The sequence below is a fragment of the Vibrio sp. LB10LO1 genome (genome assembly GCF_010092875.1).
Lineage (GTDB): Bacteria > Pseudomonadota > Gammaproteobacteria > Enterobacterales > Vibrionaceae > Vibrio > Vibrio campbellii.
In genome coordinates, this window is sequence record NZ_JAADJW010000004.1 from 55,399 (window position 1) to 76,174 (window position 20,776).

Sequence of the window (20,776 nt, forward strand, 5' to 3'; positions counted from 1 at the left end):
CTTACGCCTTATCTGCTTGAACAAGATGTTGTTTAGTAAAGCGGTATAGGTAGTGAGGACCACCGGCCTTCGGACCCGTACCCGACAAACCTTGACCACCGAATGGCTGAACGCCAACGACCGCACCGACCTGATCGCGGTTGATGTAGCAGTTACCCACGCGAGCGTGTTTTTCAATCCAACGGTAAGTGGTTTCGTTACGGCTGTGGATGCCCATTGTGAGACCAAAACCAGTTTGGTTGATTTGCTCAACCACATTTGGTAACTCAGACGCTTTAAAGCGAACAATGTGCAAGATAGGACCGAATTGCTCTTCTTTCAGAACATTAATGCCCGAGATTTCGAACGCACTTGGTGATACAAAATCACCGTGCTGACACGCTTCATCCAATTGCAGCTGTGCAACTTTGGTTTGCGTGTTTGTCATGTGCTCTAGGTGAGCAAGGAGTTTATTTTTTGCATTGCTGTCGATAACCGGACCCACATCGGTTTTGTGTAGGTAAGGAATACCAACATGCAGTTCATTCATCGCACCTTGGATAAGGTTGATGATGCGATCCGCAACGTCTTCTTGAACGAACAGAACGCGCAGGGCAGAACAACGTTGACCAGCAGAAGCGAAAGCAGAACGAATCACGTCACGCACAACTTGTTCTGGTAGTGCCGTACTATCCACAATCATGGCGTTTTGACCGCCAGTTTCAGCGATAAACGGTACTGGCTTCGCGCTACGCTCGGCAAGCGTCACATTGATGCGTTGCGCCGTTGCTGTCGAACCAGTAAATGCCACACCAGCAATCGCATCGTGAGATGTCAATGCATGACCGATTTCACCACCACGGCCCGGCAATAGCTGAATCACGCCCGCCGGGAAGCCTGCTTCTAGCATCAGTTCAATCGCACGCGCCGCAATTAAGCTGGTTTGCTCAGCTGGCTTAGCCACAACTGTGTTACCTGCAACCAATGCCGCTGTGACTTGACCAAGGAAGATCGCCAGAGGGAAGTTCCATGGGCTAATACAAACGAATACACCCAAGCCTTCGCGGCTAGAAATGCGTTTCACGCCATCAAAGCCTTCTAATTCGAACGGTTGAAGGTTTTGCGCTTGTTTCGCGTAGTAACGACAGAAATCGACCGCTTCACGCACTTCATCAATACTATCGTGAATCGTCTTACCCGCTTCTTGGTGACAAATCGCCACCAGCTCAGCCAAGTTTTCTTCCATCAGATCCGCAAGCTTATCTAGGCACGCCGCTTTTTGTTCAATTGCGGTGCCTTTCCACTCTGGGAATGCAGCATCAGCCGCTTCGATTGCAGCGGAAACATGATCAAGGCTTGCGAAAGCCACCTGACCCACTTCAATACGACGATCGTAAGGGGCAGTAATGATCTCTGCAGAGTTTTCCTTGATCATGCTTTCGGCATGTTTTTCGCCGTTGATGATCGGACCCGCGGTCCACTTCTGGTTCAGGAAACTTTCAACCTGCGCTTCAAACGGCTTCGCTTCGCTATCGATATCAACGTTCACACCGTACGAGTTTTTACGCTCTGGGAAGATGCCGGTTGGCATTGGAATTTGACCGTTGTGTAGCGTCTCAAAAGAGGTCAGCACATCAACAGGATGATGCGTCAGCTCTGAAATAGGACAACGCGCATCCACCAAACGGTGCACAAACGAACTGTTTGCGCCGTTTTCTAGTAAGCGACGAACCAAGTAAGGCAGTAGATCCGCATGGCTACCGACTGGCGCGTAAATACGTACTGGCTGACCATAAGTGTCCATTACATGGTTATAAAGCGAATCACCCATACCATGCAGACGTTGGAATTCGTAATCTTTGTGCTCTGCCATTACAGCAATCGCAGTAACAGTGTGCGCGTTGTGACTAGCAAACTGCGGGAAGATATTACCGCGCACGCCTTCACTCAGTAGGAAACGCGCACACGCTAGGTAAGCAACATCCGTCGCTTCTTTACGCGTGTAAACAGGGTAGTTCTCGTAACCCGCTTGTTGCGACCACTTGATTTCGCTGTCCCAGTACGCGCCTTTTACTAGACGAAGCGGGATCAAATCACCCTGCTCTTTCGCTAGACCGTTTAGCCATACGAGTACAGGCAGTGCACGTTTCGAGTAGGCTTGAACTACTAGACCAAACTTGCCCCAACCTTTCACTAGGTCGCTGCGGTACAGTTTTTCAAACAGTTTTAATGACAGCTCAAGACGGTCCGCTTCTTCTGCGTCAATCGTGATGGCAACATCCACTTCGATAGCGCGTTTAAGCAGTTGCGTTAAGGTGTCATAAAGCTCTGTCATCACGCGTTCTTCATTCGCCACTTCGTAACGTGGGTGAAGTGCAGAAAGCTTAATAGAGACAGAAGGCGCAGGGCTCGTATCACTGCCGTACGTTTCGCGGCCAACGGCTTCAATCGCCATTAGGTAATCTTTGAAGTACTTGCTTGCGTCTGCCGTGGTCAGCGCCGCTTCACCCAACATATCGAATGAGTAAGTGAAACCTTTGTCGCGCATTGGACGACCGTTCTTCTGCGCTTCTTCAATAGTACGACCACGTACAAACTGATGACCCATGATCTTCATTGCCTGATACATGGCTTTGCGAATCACAGGTTCTGAGAATTTGTTTACCAGACGGTTTACAGCCTGACCTGGGCTCTGGGTTTCTTGCTCACCAAGACCAATCACTTTACCCGTTAGCATTAAGCCCCAAGTTGAAGCGTTAACGAACACGGAATCAGAACTCTTAAGATGAGATTTCCAATCCGCTACGCTTAACTTATCTTTAATCAGTGCATCCGCCGTTGCTGAATCAGGAATACGCATCAATGCTTCTGCAAGACACATCAGCAAGATACCTTCATGAGTATCTAAGCTGTATTCCAGCAGTAGCGCATCAATCATCTGAATTGACTTCTTATCCGCACGGATGGCTTCGATAAGCTGGGTTGTTTGGATCGTGATTGCCGATTTTTCTTCCGCTGTCGGCGTCGCTAGTGGCAATAATTGCTCTAGCCATTGAGACTCGTCCACCATGTACAATGGCGAGATCAGTGACCACAACTTATCAAGCGGCTGCTCGATAAATTCCGGTGTTAACACGTTCGTTGCAGTAAACATGCGTTTTCCTCAATCTCTCTCCTCGAAAACCGCTTCGAGGATCATCAATGGCTGGCAGTGTATTTTGAGCCCGAGAAGAATACTTGTCAAAAACTCCGAGCTTTTTGCTAAAAACTCGCTTTTATAACAAAACATCTACATAGTCACACGCAATTACATAATATATTGTGTTGTAAAAATTCATCTTTGCCCGTCATTTACAACAAAGGTAGATAGGTTTTGAGCAATTTTTGTTTGAATAAGAAGGATTTAGATTGCGCTTTTGTGAGGAACGGACAAAAACAATGAAAACTTTCGGAGAATTACGCAAAAAAGTTCGACTTTCCTGTACAAAACGCAAGCACAAAAAAGCCGCGACTCATGCGCGGCTGTCATCAGATAAGCAACTATACCAATATAGTTAGCCAACCTGTTTCTTATACTGAGAAGGCGATAACCCTTGTAAACGAGTAAAAGTATGCGTAAAGGTACTTTGGCTCGAGAAACCTGTGAATTCAGCAATTTGTCCCAAGGTTAAGTGACCTTGTTCAATCAAATCGCGCGCCATGTCGATGCGTTTGCCTAGCACGTACTGATGCGGCGTAATGCCCATCTGATCTTTGAACAAGCTATGGAATTGGCTTTCGCCCAAAAACACACTGCCCGCCAGCTGCGCCACACTGATTTTGTGGCTCAAGTGCTGCTCGATGTAACGGTCAATCGCATCCAGATCAAAGCGAGACTCTTTCCTCGACGTTTCAAATGCTGAGATATGACGCTGCATCAGAGCAATCACGGTATCGTTACACGCACGGCTTAGCAGTAGGTCATCTGGGTGATTACGCATCTCTTGCACCAGCATCTGAATCAGCTTTTGGATTTGACCATCCAACTGGAAGTAAAGATGAGAACGCTCTAGATTGTTGATTTTCTGCAGCATCTCGGAGTCATCATTGGCTGGCTTTGGCATATTGAGCACCAAAATATCTGATTGATGAATCACGCCGCCGAAAGCATGATCAGAAGACGCTGTTACGATACAACCTTGTCCCGGACCAACCAGGTTGCCCTGTCCACGCACTTCAAATTCCGCTTGTCCTTTCAAGCCGATCACGATCTGGGTGTAAGCATGATCATGGCATTCCATATAAGACGGAAGCGTGATCAATTCTGCTGGCTTAGGCAGCATGATCTCTTTATGCAGCAGGGCTTTCGGGTTATCTGGGTTACTCATTTCAACAGTCGTCTTTACACGGTCAGCTTACACCTTGGCATCATATACCTTCTCGGTTGGGTTGCAACTCCTCCCCGAGTCAATCGCACAAGATCAAACCAACACGATCAAGGCTCTCTACATGATCATAGTTCCGGAACGATGATCATGTAAGAGTAACTTACGGTCAATGTGCAACCAATTTTTTTAACAAAAACGGGCAGATAGCAAAAATTACCAAAGGTGAGACAAACACTTAGCAAAGATCCTCGCAATTAAAATGCACATTAATGTAAAAGGTAAGATGAAAATTACGATCGAACGCGCACGAAATGCCCGAAAAACAGTGGCATAGAGGGATTTCCCCCCTTACTAACCTCTTCTCGATTCAATACATTAGACCTCGAGCTCTAGGATGCATACGACCCTGAGCTCATCGGTATCTACTTGATACCTCTAACTTACTTAGCAGACCCTCGCTACGTAATTTAGAACCTCTTCTACACGTCGACAAGATTATATCTTGTGTTGCCAGCCCGTCTTCAGGCTGGCTTTTTTTTGCCTATCGCCAATGAAAACAATGGCATAAGCTGCTAATATATCGGACATCTCACTGTATCCTGACGTTAATCATCACGCAGAGCTATCTTGATAGACCTTCTCTCTTCCAGTTCTATCTGGCGCGATTCTCGAAAGCATGATCAAGGTAATGCGATAATGTAAACGCAGGCAAAGCAAAGTGAGGGAACGACCTGTAATCATGCAGGCGATATAGCAGTAGTGAGTCCCTTGTGAATATTCCAGTCAATACCATAGAACAGTCGCTCCTTCGACAGCTACCGGGTTGTTGGGGATGCAAAGATAAAGATTCGGTATTCCGCTATGTGAATCAGGAATACGCCGAGTTAATTGGGTACGATTCGCCCGAAGCTTGTATCGGTAAGACAGACTTCGAAATGGCTAGCCCTACCATTGAGTGCGCCCAAGACTTTCAAGAACAAGACAAGCATGTGATTGAAACCGGCGAGTCGCTGAAGATCCTTGATATACATCCTTATCCAGATGGCCATTGGCGCGCGCACATTTTTACCAAGACACCTTGGAGAGATGAAGACGGCAACATCATTGGTACCATCTTTTATGGCCGTGAGCTAACGGACACCGCTGTGATTGAAGTCGGCTATTGGGTTTGCCGAGCCATTGGTGGTGCACCAAATCAACAGTCTATCTTCCGTTTTTCTAATCTTAAACCCGAGCCAGAAAAGCTGACCTGCCGTGAGCAAGAGACGCTATTCTTACTGCTCTATGGTAAGAAACCGCAATTTATCTCTCAAGTGATGGGGATTTCAACCAAGACAGTAGAAGGGCATGTCGCTCGTCTGCGCACTAAATTTGAAGCCAACAGTAAGAACGAGCTTATCGATAAAGCGATGGAAGCAGGTTACGGCTCCATCGTGCCAAAGACGCTGCTGAAACATCAGTTGTCTGTTGTTCTCAATGGCGAACGTTGAATTTCCAAACTCGAAAACAAAAACACCGCCCATTTCGGCGGTGTTTTTTTATCTCGTCATCGAAGTGACTACGGCGCAAGACGGTCGATGTTCCACTCACCTTCTTGATTTGAGAACAAGAAGCGGTCATGCAGACGGTGTTCACCACCTTGCCAGAACTCAATGCTTTGTGGCTTAACGCGGAAACCGCCCCAGAAGGTTGGCATAGGAATCTCACCTTTAGCAAACTTCTGCTTCAGCTCTAAAAACTTACCTTCCAATACGCCACGTGCAGAGATGCGGCTGCTTTGCTTGCTTGCGATCGCCGCTAATTGGCTCTCTTTCGGGCGAGAAGTGAAGTACTTCATGTTCTCCATCGGTGTTAGCTTTTCTGCCACGCCCGTGATGTGAACCTGACGCTCAAGGGGGTGCCATGGGAAATGCAGGCTGATGTTGCTGTTATGCCCAAGCTGCTGCGCTTTGCGGCTGCCCAAGTTGGTGTAGAACACAAAGCCATCTTTATCGACACTTTTTAGCAGCACGATACGTTGAAACGGCATGCCGTTTTCGTCCACTGTTGCGACCGTCATCGCCGTAGGATCCGTTAGCCCCGCTTGTACCGCTTGCTCTAACCATAGGTTAAATTGATCAATCGGATCTGCTTTTAAATCTTTACGACGCAGGCCACCTTTTGTGTACTCACGACGAATATCAGCAAGTTCCATCTTCACTCCTTCACTCGTTTTTGTCGATTGTGCGCCCGATACTAAGGAAATACAAGGACAGCAAGCAAGAACCCTGATTGCAGTTTTGTGCTGTGTCACGTTGTCGCAGCAGCTCACAACATCATTAAATGCCTTTTGATAACATGGCGTTAAAAACCAGTGAGCCAATCGTGAACCTACTTAACCCCAAAGCTCTGCGCCATTTTTTGTTGGTCTTGCTCGCCATCGGTCTGGTCGGGCTAATGTTGACCCATAAATACGCAACCCAGCATCAACATGATCAGTGGCAAAGCAAGTTACAAACTCAAGCTTCACAGGTCGCCCAAGAAATCGATTATGAATTGGCAAAGTTTGAGCAAATCCCGAACTTACTCAGCCATGATCCAAGATTGCTTGAAGCCGTCAAAGTAGGTAAGCCATCAAAATCGCTCAACTTATTGCTCGCCGATTGGTTAGCACAAAGCCTCGCTGATACCATCTATGTGCACGACAAAACCGGCTTAGTTATCGCATCTAGTAACTACCAGCAAGACGACAGCTTTGTGGGCTCGAACTTTGCCTTCCGTCCATACTTTCAACACGCCTTAAATGGGGAGAAAGCTCAGTACGTTGCCCTTGGCGTACGTTCCAACAAACGCGGCTACTTTTTCTCATCCCCGCTTTGGGTTGAGGGTGAGGTCGCTGGCGTCATTACGGTTAAAGTAAACTTGGAGCAACTCGAAAAAGGGTTAACCCAAGAAAATGGTGGGTTACTGGTTACCGGTGTGCACGATGTCGTCTTCATGAGCAACTTGCCCGATTGGCGCTACCGAGCCCTATTCCCATTGTCTGAACAGGCAAAACGAGAGCTTAACCAGACTCAACAATACGGTGATACCTTGCCTCAATATCGTGGCGAGTTGACTGGACAAAGCGGCGCGACGCAGTTGGAGAACAATCAGCTATTGGTTTCACCCAACTACCTCGCTTACGCAACAAACTTATTCGACAAAGGTTTTCGTGTTGTCGCTCTGATTAGCCAACAAGAAGTGTTTGCTGCGGTATTGCAAGCGGATGTGATTTACCTTTTGCTGTATTCGCTCGTTGGCCTAATAGCCTTAGCGTGGTTTCAAATGCTAGTCAACAAAGCACGATTAGCAAATATGAATACAAACTTGGAAGAAAAGGTCACGGAACGCACCATAGTACTGAGCCAAGCCAACCACCAGCTGCAACAAACCGTGCACCAATATGAACAAAGTCAACAAGCGCTCAAGCAAACCCAACAAGAGCTCACTCAAGCCGCGAAACTCGCACTATTGGGCGAGCTGTCTGCCAGCATCAATCATGAAATCAACCAACCACTTGCTGCACTTCGCACCTATACAGAAAACTCTCAACGTTTAATGGCGATGGAACGCTACTCTATGGTGACAGATAATCTCGGCAAAATGCTCTCTCTCAATGACACCATTGCCGAAGTCATTGCTCGTTTGAAAGTCTTTACGCGCAAAACGGACAATAATTCGCACAACGAGGTGTCCGTGCTACACGACGCGGTACATAACGCAACGCGCATTCTGAGCAGCAAGCTGATCAAACAAGGGGTGACGCTAAAAGTGCCAAATATTGAATGCGACGTGAAACTCGCCATTCACAGCGTCGAGCTAGAGCAAGTACTGATAAACCTCTTCCATAATGCAGCCCAAGCGATGGAAGGACACTGTGTCGATCCACAAATTTCGATCGCGATACAGTGCAATGAAAACAACTGCGATATTCTGATTTCCGACAACGGACCAGGTATGTCAGAACAAGCATTAGCCAAAGTATTCGATCCATTTTTCACCACTAAACCTGAGGGACTTGGGCTGGGTTTAACCATTTCAAAACGTATTTTAGAAAGCTATCAAGGCTCTCTAAGTGCTTACAATCACAGTGCTTTCAGTGATATGGATACGCAATCCCAGCAGTCAGGCGGCATGACCTTTATTGTCAGCGTGCCTTTAGTCCCACCTCGTCCTGCAGAGGAACACTCTCATGCATAATCCCGTTTTCTTTGTTGATGATGAACCCCATATCCGAGATGCGGTTACTCAAGCGCTATTAATCGAAGGGATTGACGTCACTTGCTTTCCAAACGCAGTTGAAGCGCTGCAACAAATAGACCCAAGCGCACCGGCATTGATCATCACTGATATCCATATGCCCGTGATGAATGGCCTAGAGTTTATGCGCACACTGCTAGGCAAAAATAGTCACTTTCAATTTATCGTCTTAACCGGCCATGGCGATGTGAAAACTGCCGTCGAAGCGATGAAGAGTGGTGCGTACGATTTTCTCGAAAAACCCTTCTCTACCGAACAGTTACTTAAGTCACTTAATAACGCTGGTGACAAGTTGGCCTTATTACGAGAAAACGTCTGGCTTAAAAAAGAACTCGACATGCAAACCCATGTTGGTCCCAAGATGATTGGTCACAGCCAAGCCATGGTCGACATTCGCCGTACCTTGATCAGCACCCCGCTCCACCAGCCGCTGATTTTTGTCGGTGAAGATGGAACAGGAAGAAGACTGGCTGCGCAGTTTGCTCACGATATTCACGCCACACCGGAAAATGAATTGTTCATTGCTTCTGGCGAAGATTTGTACGAGCTTTCTCTCGATGCACTAGACAAAGCCATACATCATCTTACGGACGGTAAAAGCCATTGCAGTTTGTACCTGCACAGTGCAGAACACATCTCGACAAAACAGTGGCAATGCTTATTTGAACACCCAAAACTGCAACGTGTCTTTGGCGCAGCCAACACAGTCGACAAAGACATTGAAAGCTCAGTAAGGATAATTCGTATGCCAAGCTTGAATGAACGCAAAGAAGACATCGGTCCCCTATACAAACACTTTGTGCGTCACGCAGCGAGTCGCTATCAACTCCAACCTCCTCAGATTAGTCTCGATGAGGTAAAACGCGTTACGGAACTCGATTGGCCTGAAAACATCAAACAATTGAGGCAATTTGCGGAGTTAAGAGCGCTAAAACCCGATGTGTTTCGTATGGAGGATTGGAGCAGTGAAAAGAGCATCGAAATCCAAAGTATGACTCAACGCACAGAACACTTTGAATACTGCTTATTGTTTGACGCCTTGCAACGACACAGAGGCAGACTCAAAGAGGTTCAACTAGAATTACAAGTGTCGCGCAAAACCTTGTATGACAAACTAAAAAAACATCAGTTGGACAAAACACAGTTCAAGGCACAGTAAACAAAGGGATGCTTACCCTTTCACACATTTTTATTAACCGAGCATGCTGACATGCTCGGTTAATAATAATAAGATCAAAAAGATAAACCGTCTTTATAGAACAAGGAATGTGATGAGCCGAGACAACTACAACAAACTGAGCAGCGACGAGCTAGACTTTGTTGATGACAAAACCGCTGCTTTGCTCTTAAACACGCCAAATAGTGCCCGCTTAATGCTGTGGGTGATGGTGCTGTTTTTTGTTGCGGCCATTGGCTGGGCATCATGGGCTGAGATCGACAAAGTGACCGTAGGCCAAGGCAAAGTCATTCCATCTTCTCAAATCCAAGTGGTGCAAAACTTGGAAGGTGGTTTGGTCAAAGAGATCTTAGTCAAAGAAGGCCAACAAGTTGAGAAAGGTCAGCAACTGCTGCTGATTGACGATACCCGCTTCCGCTCCGATTTTCGTGAGCGCGAACAGCAAGTTGCCAACTTAACCGCCTCGGTACTGCAGCTTTCAGCCTCAATCAACAGTGTCGAAGTCAATCGTGATTTTGACGACAGCAACTGGGAAAAGAATGTCGTTATCGACTACGGCAAACTGACGTTCCCACCAACACTTGAAGAGAACCGCCCTCGCCTGACTCAACGTCAGAAAGCAGAATACCGCGAAGACTTGGATAACCTGCGCAACCAAATTTCGGTCATAGACCAACAAGTTAAGCAGAAACAACAGGATTTGGTGGAGATTCAAGCGCGTGTGAGCAACCTTCGTCAAAGCTATCGTTATGCAAAGAAAGAACTGGATATCACCAAACCTCTGGCTGATGAAGGCGTCGTACCTAGAATTGAACTCTTAAAGCTGCAACGTCAGGTGAACGACACCCGTCGAGAAATGACGTCTAGCGAGTTGAAGATCCCTGTCATCAAATCGGGCATCCGTGAATCGATGCTCAACCGTATCGATGTCGCGTTGAAATTCCGCTCCGAGCAACAAGAAAAACTCAACAGCACGCAAGACCAGCTCTCAGCACTAGTCGAATCAGCGGTGGGCTTGGAAGACCGAGTAAACCGAACCGTGGTGGTTTCTCCAGTAACGGGCACCATCAAGACATTGAATGTCAACACCGTCGGTGGCGTTATCCAGCCGGGTATGGACATTGTAGAAATCGTGCCGACCGAAGACACCTTATTAGTGGAAGCGAAGATCGCGCCGAAGGACATCGCTTTCTTGCGTCCAGACCTTCATGCCATCGTGAAATTCACTGCGTACGACTTCACTAAATACGGCGGCTTAGAGGGAGAGTTGGAACACATCAGTGCCGACACCACACAGGACGAAGAAGGCAACAGCTTCTACATCGTCCGTGTACGCACAGAGAAAACAAGTTTCGGACAAGATGCGGACTTACCTATCATTCCAGGTATGACAGCATCTGTTGATATCATCACAGGGAAACGAACGGTACTCGAATATCTACTCAAACCGATTTTGAGCGCCAAAACCAACGCACTGAAGGAGTAAGTGTTTGCAAGGTACAAACAATGTGTTCTTACATGATGACAAGTGGTTAAATAAAAAGCACTTTTCTCACCAACGAACCCATTTCAAGGGTACACTTGTGATGTGAGTCGAATATGCCATCCAAATTGAAGCGTAAAGTTACATTATTAATCAGCATCAGTTGTTTTTCGTTCCAAATTGGGGCGCTCAACAGCAAAGAGCAACGATGGGTCGATACGGTCACTTCAGTTTATGGTGAACGGGCAGGGCAGCGCGTCAAAACATGGCGAGAGAATTTGGATTCCTTACAAGTCCAGAGCAATAAAAAGAAACTCTCCGGTGTGAACAACTTTTTTAACCAACTCTATTTTGTCGATGACATCAATTTGTGGGGCAAAAAAGACTATTGGGCAACACCACTCGAGTTTATAGGCAGTAATGCCGGTGATTGTGAAGACTTCACGATAGCAAAGTATTTCTCATTGCTCGAACTCGGAATCCCAGATTCAAAAATGCGCTTGGTGTACGTAAAAGCGATCAGACTAAATCAATTTCACATGGTGCTGGCGTATTACCCAACACCAAGCTCTGAGCCGCTCATCCTCGACAATCTCAACCCAGAAATTGTTCGAGCTTCCAAGCGTAGCGACTTACTACCGATTTACAGTTTTAATGGTAAAAACTTGTGGCTAATGAAGTCTTCTGCCAGCAGTGGAGAGCTAGCAGGAAAAGCCTCACGTTTGAGCCTTTGGAATGACTTACGCTCGCGCGAACGTAAGTTGCAGTTAAAGAAACCTAAAATTAACTATGACGAGTGAAAAACATGACCCTATATAATAAGCTTGTAGTGGGAATGGTTACGGTCTTTTTACTTTTGATGGCATCAGTATTCGTAATCCAGTTCAACACTACTCGAGACAGCTTGGAGCAGCAGCAACGTTCAGAGGTCAACAACACCATTAACACCGTTGGTTTGGCACTGGCACCGTATCTAAAAGACAAAGATAAGGTCGCCGTTGAATCCGTGATTAATGCGTTGTTCGACGGCAGTACTTATTCTGTCGTACGTCTCACCGCGTTAGATTCCGATTACCAAATCGTACGTTCATACCCGGTTAAACCGACAAGTGTGCCGCAATGGTTTATCGATTTAAATCTGTTCAAAGCTATTCACGACAAACGCGTGGTAACCAGCGGTTGGATGCAGCTTGCAGAAGTGGAAATCATCAGCCATCCAGGTGCAGCATACGAACAGCTATGGCAAGGCTTTGTTCGCCTGCTGACTGCGTTTGGCGTTATCTTCCTAGCAGGCCTTTTAGCAATTTCTTACATCCTACGTCGCTCACTCAAACCTTTAGCGGCCATCGTGAAGAAAATGCACGAGATTGCTAACAACCAATTTGGCGACCCACTGGCTCGTCCAAAAACCAAAGATTTGATTGCAGTCGTCGACGGCATCAACTCGATGTCGGCACAAATCGAACTGTCATTTAAAGAACAGGCAAAAGAGGCGCAGCGTCTGCGTGCTCAAGCTTACCTAGATCCAATCTCCAAACTGGGTAACCGCTCGTTCTACATCAACCAAGTTGATCAATGGCTGGCAGAGCAAACGCAAGGGGGTATCGCGCTACTCCATGCTGAGTACATTGGTGACATTTACGAGACCAAAGATTACCAACGCGCCGATGCCCACGTGAAAGAGTTATCTCAACGTCTCAAGAACACCATCGATGTACCGGGAGCAACCATTGCTCGTCTGTCTAGCGACGAATTTGGTCTACTATTCCCGCACATGGATGAGAGCGAGTTGCGCATTCTCGCAGACAGCATCGTCAACTGTGTGAATGGCCTTAATACCGATCCTACTGGCATGGCGAAACCAAAAGCGTCACTGGGTGTCGCGCACAGTAAAGATCAGAAAACACGTACAGAAGTGCTATCGATGGTGGATAACGCTCTATCAAAAGCCAAAGCGCAGCCAGATAAAGCTTACGGCTTCGTGGGTGGTGAAAACACCTCGAACCTAATGGGTAAACAGCAATGGAAAGCGCTGGTTGAAGAAGCGATTCACAGCGACTGGATTAAATTCCGCTTCCAGTCTGCGAAGAACACTTGGGGTAAAGTGTTCCACAATGAGGTGTTCTCAAGCATCGAAAAAGATGGTGAAACCTACCGTGCGAACCAATACTTGTTTGCTCTTGAACAGTTAGAAGCAACCAACATCTTCGACCAATACGTCATCGAGTCGATGATCAAGATGCTTGAAAGTGGCGAGCTAAAAGAGCCAGTAGCCATCAACATTGCCCAAAGTAGCTTGTCTCAACCATCGTTCATTCGTTGGACCACTAGCATGCTAGAGAAGCACTCAAAAGTGGCTCCTATGTTGCACTTTGAGCTTCCAGAAGCGTGTTTCATTGACCATCCGCACCACACGGCTCTGTTGTGTAATGCGATTCGTCAAGCGGGTGCGGAGTTCGGTGTTGATAACTACGGCCGTAACTTCCAGTCACTTGAGTACATTCAGGAATTCCGCCCGAATTACGTAAAACTGGATTATCTGTTCACCCACAACTTGCACGACGAGAAACAAAAGTTCACGCTGACATCGATTTCTCGTACCGCTCATAACTTGGGTATTACGACGATTGCATCGCGTGTTGAAACACAGATTCAGTTGGATTTCCTAACCGAGCATTTTGTTGAAGTCTTCCAAGGCTTCATTGTCGACAAGGAATAACGAAGGTACACCAAGGATGAAAGACCCTTTACTGAATTCGCTCATTTACGTTAGCCGATACTTCGGGCTAGCCAACTCACCGGAAGCACTGATTAACGGCCTTCCGCTCTCTGATGGCAAGCTCACTCCGTTTCTGCTACCACGAGCGGCGGAAAGGGCCGGATTGGTTGCCAAGGAAAACCGTGCAGAATTAGACAAGATCTCGAGCCTGATTCTGCCGGCTATCTTACTTCTCAAGGGTGGCGATTCTTGCGTTCTCAATAGCATCGATGTTGAGAAACAAGAAGCTGAAATCACCACCCTAGAAAGCGGAATGGTGCCTATCTCCATTCCGCTAGAAGACCTACTTGAGCAGTACACTGGTCGCTACTTTTTAGTTAAAAAGCAATTCCGTTATGACGAGCGCTCTCCCGAAGTGCTCAAAACCAAAGAAGGTCACTGGTTCTGGTCAACATTGTGGCAATCGAAACGCATCTACCGCGATGTACTTATCGCTTCTCTCCTCATCAACATCTTTGCCATTGCGGCACCAATGTTCACTCGCTTGGTGTACGACAAGGTAGTACCAAACCTCGCGTTTGAGACTTTATGGGTGTTGGCGAGCGGTATCTTCGTGGTGTTCCTGTTCGACTTCTTACTCAAATCGCTGCGTAACTACTTCATCGACGTTGCGGGTAAAAAATCCGACATCCTGATTTCCTCCAAGCTGTTTAGCAAAGTGATGGGTATCCGAATGGAGTCCAAGCCACCTTCAGTGGGTGCTTTTGCTCGACACTTGCAAGAGTTCGAATCCATTCGTGAGTTCTTCACCTCGGCCACGGTAAGTGCGCTAATTGACTTACCTTTCGCAATTTTGTTCCTAGTCATCATCTGGCTGATGGCGGGCGATCTGGTTTACGTACCAATGATTGGTGTGGTAATTCTGATGATTCACTCGGCGCTGATTCAAGGTCCACTTCGCCGCTCGATTGAAGAAGGTTCTCGCCTTGCTTCACAGAAATACGCCAACTTGATTGAGAGCTTATCTGGCTTAGAAACGGTGAAAATGCTAAGTGCACAAAGCCAATTCCAATACCGTTGGGAAGAAGCCGTTGCGCACATGGCAAACTGGAACATCAAGAGCCGTCGTATCACCGACAGTATTCAAAACGCAGCGGGCTTTGTGCAGCAAAGTAGTAACGTCGGCATGATCATTCTAGGCGTGTACTTAATTGCCAATGGTGACCTAACCATGGGTGGTTTGATTGCTGCAACCATGCTGAGTGGTCGAGCGATTGGTCCTATGGTTCAGCTTTCTTTGCTTTCAACTCGATACAACCAAGCGAAATCTTCAATGACCATCATCAACCAAGTGATGGAAATGCCAGACGAGCAAGAAGAAGGCAAACGCTACATTCACCGTCCTATCGTACAAGGTAAGATTGAGATTGACCGTGTGACCTTCCATTACCCAGATGCGCCAGTGGCATCGATTCGTGATTTAAGCCTAACGATTAATCCAGGTGAAAAAGTCGCAATCATCGGTCGTATTGGTTCGGGTAAAACCACGCTAGAACGCTTGATAATGGGTCTGTACAAGCCGACAGAAGGTCACGTGCGTATTGATGACACTGACATCGAACAACTTCACCACGTGGATGTACGACGCAATATCGGCTGCGTACCGCAAGATTCGAATCTGTTCTTCGGTTCTATTCGCGACAACATTACCCTAGGTCGCCCGCTCACCGATGATCGCGATGTATTAGACGCCGCCAACCGTGCGGGCGTGACCACCTTCACTCAATCAGATCCTGCGGGTCTAGAGCGCCAAGTGGGCGAAGGTGGCGGCATGTTGTCTGGTGGTCAACGTCAAGCTGTGACCATTGCAAGAGCGTTCTTGGGTCGCCCTCCTGTGCTCTTAATGGATGAACCAACCAGTGCAATGGATAACCGTTCAGAGATGCACATCAAGCATCAATTAGCGCAGTTAAAACCAAGTGAAACGCTGATTTTGATTACGCACAAAACCTCAATGCTCGATATTGTTGATCGCGTGATTGTGATGGAGAAAGGCAGCGTGATTGCTGATGGTCCGAAAGCACAAGTGCTGAATGACTTGAAGCAAGGTAAGGTTCGCGCCGTAAGCTAAAACCGCATAAGCAGAAAATCAAAGCCCCGTCGAACCCAGAGTTTTACGGGGCTTATTTATAGAGGGTTAATAAACCAAAGTAACCAAACTCTTCGAGGAATATCCAAAGCAGCACAAAACCAACAATAGCCACTAACCCCATGATGGCCCTTTCATCTTCTTCCATTGCATCCCCCCTCTCTGTACGTAACATCAACAAGCTACTGATCTAGATTAGCAGCTGCCGACACACCAGATATCAGGGTTCATTCCCTCTCAATTCGGAACTGAGATATAGGTCAAAATTCGTTCAGCAATAATCGTGCTCTGCATTGAAAATAGTTAATTACTTGCGAGCCAAAATCGGCTATAACTCGCGCCTTCTTAATATTCTCGAGTTGAAGAAATGAATCATTGGATGCATTTAGAGCAAATCAGTCAGTATTTCACGGCTGGCTCTATCGGTTATAAAGTGTTGATGGGCGTCATCATTCTGATCGCTTATCGCTTGCTAAAGAAAATCGCCAACCGTGCGATCCTAAATTTGGCAGAAGCTAAAGGCGTAAACAAAGCACGCTTGAGCTTTATTCAGCGCTGCTTCAACGTCGCGTTCTTGTTTTTGTTTGCTTCGCTTTTCGCCATCGTAACCGGTATTGGCTACGGCGATGTGTCACTCTTCCTATCGTCTATCTTTGCGGTATTGGGTGTGGCTTTCATCGCACAGTGGTCGATTCTAAGTAACATCACAGCAAGCTTTCTGATCTTCTTTGTCTTCCCATACCGCGTCAGTGATCGAATTAAAGTCGTGGATAAAGACGAAGACATCAGTGGTGAGATTCAGGAAATCCGCATGTTCCATGTGCTGATCAAGCACGACAACGGCAACCTAATCACTTACCCAAACAACTTGATGCTACAAAAAGCGGTACTCAAACTGGCAAAAGAGAAAACCAAGCTTGAGGAGCCAAAAACCGCCTCACGCATTTATACCCGCAGAAAGAAATAGCCCATAAACAACCGATGTATCTACATTGGCTTTTTACTTAGATAAATTAGCCAGTTTAATCGGAGCCACATAGCCGGAATGGAAAGTAGTTACAGAGATCTCTATCACTTTCTATCTTCGTTTCCAGCTTGATTTTACGTTTACCGAGATAGAGATAAAAAATAGGCCTTCTTTCTATTAGATAGTCTTCTAAGATTGAATCATCATCAAGTATTCTCGTCTCGACTTCAATTTGCTGGTATGCCTTGAGCGTTGTTTTTAGATCGTTGCATTTATCAACTGACATGCCAGCATTATATCGTTGAGCTCTGTCCTTTCTTGCATCGAGGATTTCGATATATGAGCCAGAGCGAGTGTTGTATTCACAAGTGACGCGACCAATTTCAAATGATTCTGTCAAATACTCAACGCGCTCAGGCGGCACATAGCCATACCACAATGTAAACAAAACAAAGATGATAAAAGATACGTGCCAACGATCTAATTTTATTATTTTCTTTCCCAAGTTTTTTCTGCTCCTTTCAGCGACAGAGCTAGCACCAACATTTCTGTAATACACTAATTCATATACATGCTACTAAAGGGATATACTTACAAAATCCTGCTTCGGTTGTATATTGATCTTGATAGATCATTTCTTTTCCTAAATATATCTGTTGTAACTCAATATTTTTTCCCTGATCATAACTTGCATCATAGGCACCGGAAGCAACTAATGTTGTTGTGCTTAAAAGTTGTGTTTGTAACCACCTGCACATCCGTGGTGATAGGCTATCTGCATAATATTGTAGATTGTTTTTTTTATCTTTAATTATCGCAACTTTTGTCCCATTTCTCCATCCCCTAGAATCAGCACAAAGCACCTCATCCAAGCTCAAGTTTACAGTCTTAAATGTACTAGTATCAGGTGTTGTACAAAATAGCCAAACTAAAAATATGCTGAAAAGCGTAAAGAGAGTACCTATTTTCAAAAGTCTTACTGTTGTATTCATTATATTCTCCGATTGTTTTATTTTACCAACGCCATCAGCTAAATTAGAGGTGGAATACTAATTATTTTCCCGAAAAAACTTATACTAAATCGTCTTTTGATATCACTTGGTGGTCACAAACAAACCAAAATTAATGGCAAAAAACAGTGAAGAGAAAGAACGCATAAGCTGAAGGTCACCACTGTATTCTTTCATGATAAAAACATGACACATTGCCGAAACCAATAGCGCCACTTTAACTAGAGGAAGCTTCTTCTTGGAGAACCTTAAATACATGCAGAAAATAGAGATGGCGCAAGCAAAGAAAAAAATCGTCATGAATAACCCTAGCTATAACAACCTGTTTATCTGTTATTTTTATCTAAAGCATATCAAAGCAGTGGGAGCAAAAAAGATTGAGAAAAGCAATCTAGCATTCAAGTCTGGATCTGATTGACCTCGCTCTTCCATTAACTGTCGCATAGAGAAAAACACGTTAGACAAAATGTTCAAAGTTTGGTCTCCAGTATTATTTGAACAAATATTATCTCTTATTGAGCATAAGAGGTACCCGTAAAGTCACGAACTTCTTCTTTCACTATGAAAACTGCTCGATAGATCAAAATAAAATTTCCATCCTTTAAGCCATTTGTACCCCTCTAATGCTCATAGAACTGATACCCAAGAAGAGGAAAGATTGCTTTACTTTGTACTAAGTAAAAATCAACCAAATCAAGCTATTTACTAACACTAATCTTCTCATCATTTCGAACTCGGTAAATCAGTAAACCAAACAAAGGGAGATTAATAACGCAAAAATGCTTAACGGCTAAAGTAGCTAACCCAGGCAGGTTAAACCATATGTAAGCATGGGAAAATATAGAGACAACAAAAACAAAAAATATAAAGTGCCGAATTTTATATATCGTCAGATTATTTAATAACGGAAGAGAAAGTGTTACATACAGGTATAACGGTATCCATATTGGTAGTTGATAACCATATGAATAAAACTTTACCATCATAATGGTTATCATTATGAGAAATAGTCCCGCAAAAACTCTAGAAATTATAACCATGTTTATTCGCTTCTCTCTTTATCTTCGTAATAGATATCACGCTGCCACTTAGGCATCCAAACAAACCGCTACCGAACTCACCAACATGATCACGGGTATACATCAGCTATTTTTATTCCGCTTTCACCCTCTGATAAAGGGTCAAAAATATTGGTATGTTAATTACGAAAAAGTAACCGATGACAGCTCCCCTTGTTGCAGGGAACGTTAACCAAACACCGAAACACAGCACCACAGAGACCACGAAAGCCATTATGATTATTACTTTAATTTTGACCAGAATCGAATTAGGGAACAAAGGTAATAAGTAAACTAGTGCAAAAGGAATGAAAGCATAAAGATTGGTATTACCGTCGCTAATTGAAAGCTCGGTGTGCAGCATAACTACCAACATCAATAGTAGAAACAGTGATACGACCCTCGATAAAACGATCATCTACTCATCCTTTTTAAGATATTCCTTTAACGCTTTTATACACGACATACCAACGCTACATCGTTGAACTCTATCCTTTATGCTACGAGAGCTAGCACCAATACTTCAGCAATAAAAACATCACTTACATGTGTTCTTCTTTTTCAAGGAGATATACTCATCTATATACCCGACTCCACCATTCTCTATAGACTTAATCAAATATTTCATAGCCTTACATTCATTATTTTCTTTTAAGTACACCTGGCTCATTATATATAGAGGAAAAGCTGGGGCAGCATTTTTGTACTCCAGAATTTTTTCCAATAACCTAATAACTTCATCGTGATCATAATTTTCTTTATTATAGTATAGAAAATAAGCATAATTTGCTGAAGTTATTGGGTCGTTATATTCATCTCCTTTCTTATACCAATGCGTCAAACTATCTTCAGAAAAAAACTTCTCCTCTGAGAAATGTGCCACAAGCTGTCTTATGGCGTATTTATTACCGCAATCCCCAGCAACCTTCAAGTTTAATAAAGCCTTATCGAGTTTTTGTTCAAAAACGATACCTCGATAATAAAACATTCCTTTAATATAGTGATAACTACACTCATCTTTATACTTTATTTCTTCAAGGTTATCGTATACATCATAGCTTGTAGTGTTGAGGACTTCACTAAAAATATCCAGATAAAGATCATTACTATATGAAAACCTACTAAATAGAATAGTAAGAATCCAAAAAACCTTTCTATTTATGCTCAAAATTAAACTCCCTGTTATTGCATTCTGATTTACAGTAATTAATTAAATCATCTAGCTTAGATATGTTATTTATAGCCTCATAGATTCCGTTACTTTCAACTACTAACTTTGTGATCACTCTAATTCTATTATTATTCGTAACTTCAGATGTGAAGCTTAACACTTCAGCCGATTCACTTAAACCAGGAATATCAATAACTGCTTCAGAACCAATTTTGTCAGGGTTATGATAACCAACAAAAGTACAAACAACCATGCTGCCCGAATTACATTGCCTCACTCCACTATATTGCGTAAGTTGTGCTGCCTCATACGTTGCACCACCTCTTTCTTACCAATAAACTTCAGGGCCAATTACTTGTGAACTTGCTATTCTTGGCAAACCACGAATATCCTTTTGATTCCCTAAACCATCACC

At 44.9% G+C, this 20,776-nt stretch carries 14 protein-coding genes; 8 read left to right on the forward strand and 6 right to left on the reverse strand.

The features are described 5' to 3' along the window. Nucleotide 1: 1 nt before the first annotated feature. Entirely contained in the window at nucleotides 2-3,133 is a 3,132-nt protein-coding gene (putA, locus tag GXP65_RS04075; protein WP_162092083.1) for a bifunctional proline dehydrogenase/L-glutamate gamma-semialdehyde dehydrogenase PutA, read from the reverse strand. Nucleotides 3,134-3,533: 400 nt separating this feature from the next. Then, on the reverse strand, nucleotides 3,534-4,346 hold the full coding sequence (locus GXP65_RS04080; protein ID WP_162092084.1) for an AraC family transcriptional regulator: 813 nt from the start codon (nucleotides 4,344-4,346) through the stop codon (nucleotides 3,534-3,536). Nucleotides 4,347-5,116: 770 nt separating this feature from the next. Between GXP65_RS04080 and GXP65_RS04085 the strand changes: the two genes are divergently transcribed. Further along, entirely contained in the window at nucleotides 5,117-5,836 is a 720-nt protein-coding gene (locus GXP65_RS04085) for a helix-turn-helix transcriptional regulator (RefSeq protein ID WP_005428959.1), read from the forward strand. Between the two features lie 68 nt (nucleotides 5,837-5,904). On the opposite strand, the gene pdxH is transcribed toward GXP65_RS04085, so the two are convergent. After that, nucleotides 5,905-6,540 (reverse strand): pyridoxamine 5'-phosphate oxidase, encoded by a 636-nt coding sequence (pdxH, locus tag GXP65_RS04090; RefSeq protein ID WP_162092085.1) that lies wholly within the window; start codon nucleotides 6,538-6,540, stop codon nucleotides 5,905-5,907. A 128-nt stretch (nucleotides 6,541-6,668) separates the two neighbouring features. On the opposite strand from pdxH, the gene GXP65_RS04095 reads away from it, so the two are divergent. The 7 genes from GXP65_RS04095 to GXP65_RS04125 all read left to right on the forward strand — a co-directional run bounded on the left by GXP65_RS04095 (nucleotide 6,669) and on the right by GXP65_RS04125 (nucleotide 17,122). After that, complete coding sequence (locus tag GXP65_RS04095; protein ID WP_162092086.1) at nucleotides 6,669-8,567, forward strand: ATP-binding protein; 1,899 nt, start codon at nucleotides 6,669-6,671, stop codon at nucleotides 8,565-8,567. After that, complete coding sequence (locus tag GXP65_RS04100; RefSeq protein WP_162092087.1) at nucleotides 8,560-9,786, forward strand: response regulator; 1,227 nt, start codon at nucleotides 8,560-8,562, stop codon at nucleotides 9,784-9,786. The genes GXP65_RS04095 and GXP65_RS04100 overlap by 8 nt, the downstream gene beginning before the upstream one ends. 112 nt (nucleotides 9,787-9,898) lie before the next feature. Then, on the forward strand, nucleotides 9,899-11,290 hold the full coding sequence (locus GXP65_RS04105) for an HlyD family type I secretion periplasmic adaptor subunit (RefSeq protein ID WP_045371313.1): 1,392 nt from the start codon (nucleotides 9,899-9,901) through the stop codon (nucleotides 11,288-11,290). Nucleotides 11,291-11,403: 113 nt separating this feature from the next. Continuing rightward, nucleotides 11,404-12,087, forward strand: coding sequence for a transglutaminase-like cysteine peptidase (locus tag GXP65_RS04110; protein WP_012130390.1), 684 nt, complete (start codon nucleotides 11,404-11,406; stop codon nucleotides 12,085-12,087). Between the two features lie 5 nt (nucleotides 12,088-12,092). Continuing rightward, a complete protein-coding gene (locus GXP65_RS04115) occupies nucleotides 12,093-14,006 on the forward strand; it encodes a LapD/MoxY N-terminal periplasmic domain-containing protein (RefSeq protein ID WP_162092088.1) in 1,914 nt (637 codons plus the stop codon). Between the two features lie 16 nt (nucleotides 14,007-14,022). Beyond that, nucleotides 14,023-16,137: a type I secretion system permease/ATPase gene (locus tag GXP65_RS04120; protein ID WP_005428951.1), complete on the forward strand. Its 2,115-nt coding sequence runs from the start codon at nucleotides 14,023-14,025 to the stop codon at nucleotides 16,135-16,137. Between the two features lie 397 nt (nucleotides 16,138-16,534). Beyond that, the gene (locus GXP65_RS04125; RefSeq protein WP_162092179.1) at nucleotides 16,535-17,122 is read left to right on the forward strand and encodes a mechanosensitive ion channel family protein; all 588 of its coding nucleotides are present in this window, start codon (nucleotides 16,535-16,537) and stop codon (nucleotides 17,120-17,122) included. Nucleotides 17,123-17,177: 55 nt separating this feature from the next. Here the strand turns inward: GXP65_RS04125 and GXP65_RS04130 are convergent, their stop codons facing one another. The 3 genes from GXP65_RS04130 to GXP65_RS04140 form a co-directional block, all read right to left on the reverse strand. Further along, nucleotides 17,178-17,627, reverse strand: coding sequence for a hypothetical protein (locus GXP65_RS04130; protein ID WP_162092089.1), 450 nt, complete (start codon nucleotides 17,625-17,627; stop codon nucleotides 17,178-17,180). Between the two features lie 58 nt (nucleotides 17,628-17,685). Continuing rightward, complete coding sequence (locus GXP65_RS04135; protein ID WP_162092090.1) at nucleotides 17,686-18,114, reverse strand: hypothetical protein; 429 nt, start codon at nucleotides 18,112-18,114, stop codon at nucleotides 17,686-17,688. A gap of 1,614 nt (nucleotides 18,115-19,728) precedes the next feature. After that, complete coding sequence (locus tag GXP65_RS04140) at nucleotides 19,729-20,358, reverse strand: hypothetical protein (RefSeq protein WP_162092091.1); 630 nt, start codon at nucleotides 20,356-20,358, stop codon at nucleotides 19,729-19,731. Between the last annotated feature and the right edge of the window lie 418 nt (nucleotides 20,359-20,776).

Excerpts from the sequence above, each read along its gene's own strand:
- GXP65_RS04125 (WP_162092179.1), top strand. The coding sequence starts at position 16,535 with ATGCATTTAGAGCAAATCAGTCAGTATTTCACGGCTGGCTCTATCGGT.
- pdxH (WP_162092085.1), bottom strand. The coding sequence starts at position 6,540 with ATGGAACTTGCTGATATTCGTCGTGAGTACACAAAAGGTGGCCTGCGT.
- putA (WP_162092083.1), bottom strand. The coding sequence starts at position 3,133 with ATGTTTACTGCAACGAACGTGTTAACACCGGAATTTATCGAGCAGCCG.
- GXP65_RS04135 (WP_162092090.1), bottom strand. The coding sequence starts at position 18,114 with ATGAATACAACAGTAAGACTTTTGAAAATAGGTACTCTCTTTACGCTT.
- GXP65_RS04095 (WP_162092086.1), top strand. The coding sequence starts at position 6,669 with ATGCCTTTTGATAACATGGCGTTAAAAACCAGTGAGCCAATCGTGAAC.
- GXP65_RS04105 (WP_045371313.1), top strand. The coding sequence starts at position 9,899 with ATGAGCCGAGACAACTACAACAAACTGAGCAGCGACGAGCTAGACTTT.
- GXP65_RS04120 (WP_005428951.1), top strand. The coding sequence starts at position 14,023 with ATGAAAGACCCTTTACTGAATTCGCTCATTTACGTTAGCCGATACTTC.
- GXP65_RS04100 (WP_162092087.1), top strand. The coding sequence starts at position 8,560 with ATGCATAATCCCGTTTTCTTTGTTGATGATGAACCCCATATCCGAGAT.
- GXP65_RS04080 (WP_162092084.1), bottom strand. The coding sequence starts at position 4,346 with ATGAGTAACCCAGATAACCCGAAAGCCCTGCTGCATAAAGAGATCATG.
- GXP65_RS04110 (WP_012130390.1), top strand. The coding sequence starts at position 11,404 with ATGCCATCCAAATTGAAGCGTAAAGTTACATTATTAATCAGCATCAGT.
- GXP65_RS04115 (WP_162092088.1), top strand. The coding sequence starts at position 12,093 with ATGACCCTATATAATAAGCTTGTAGTGGGAATGGTTACGGTCTTTTTA.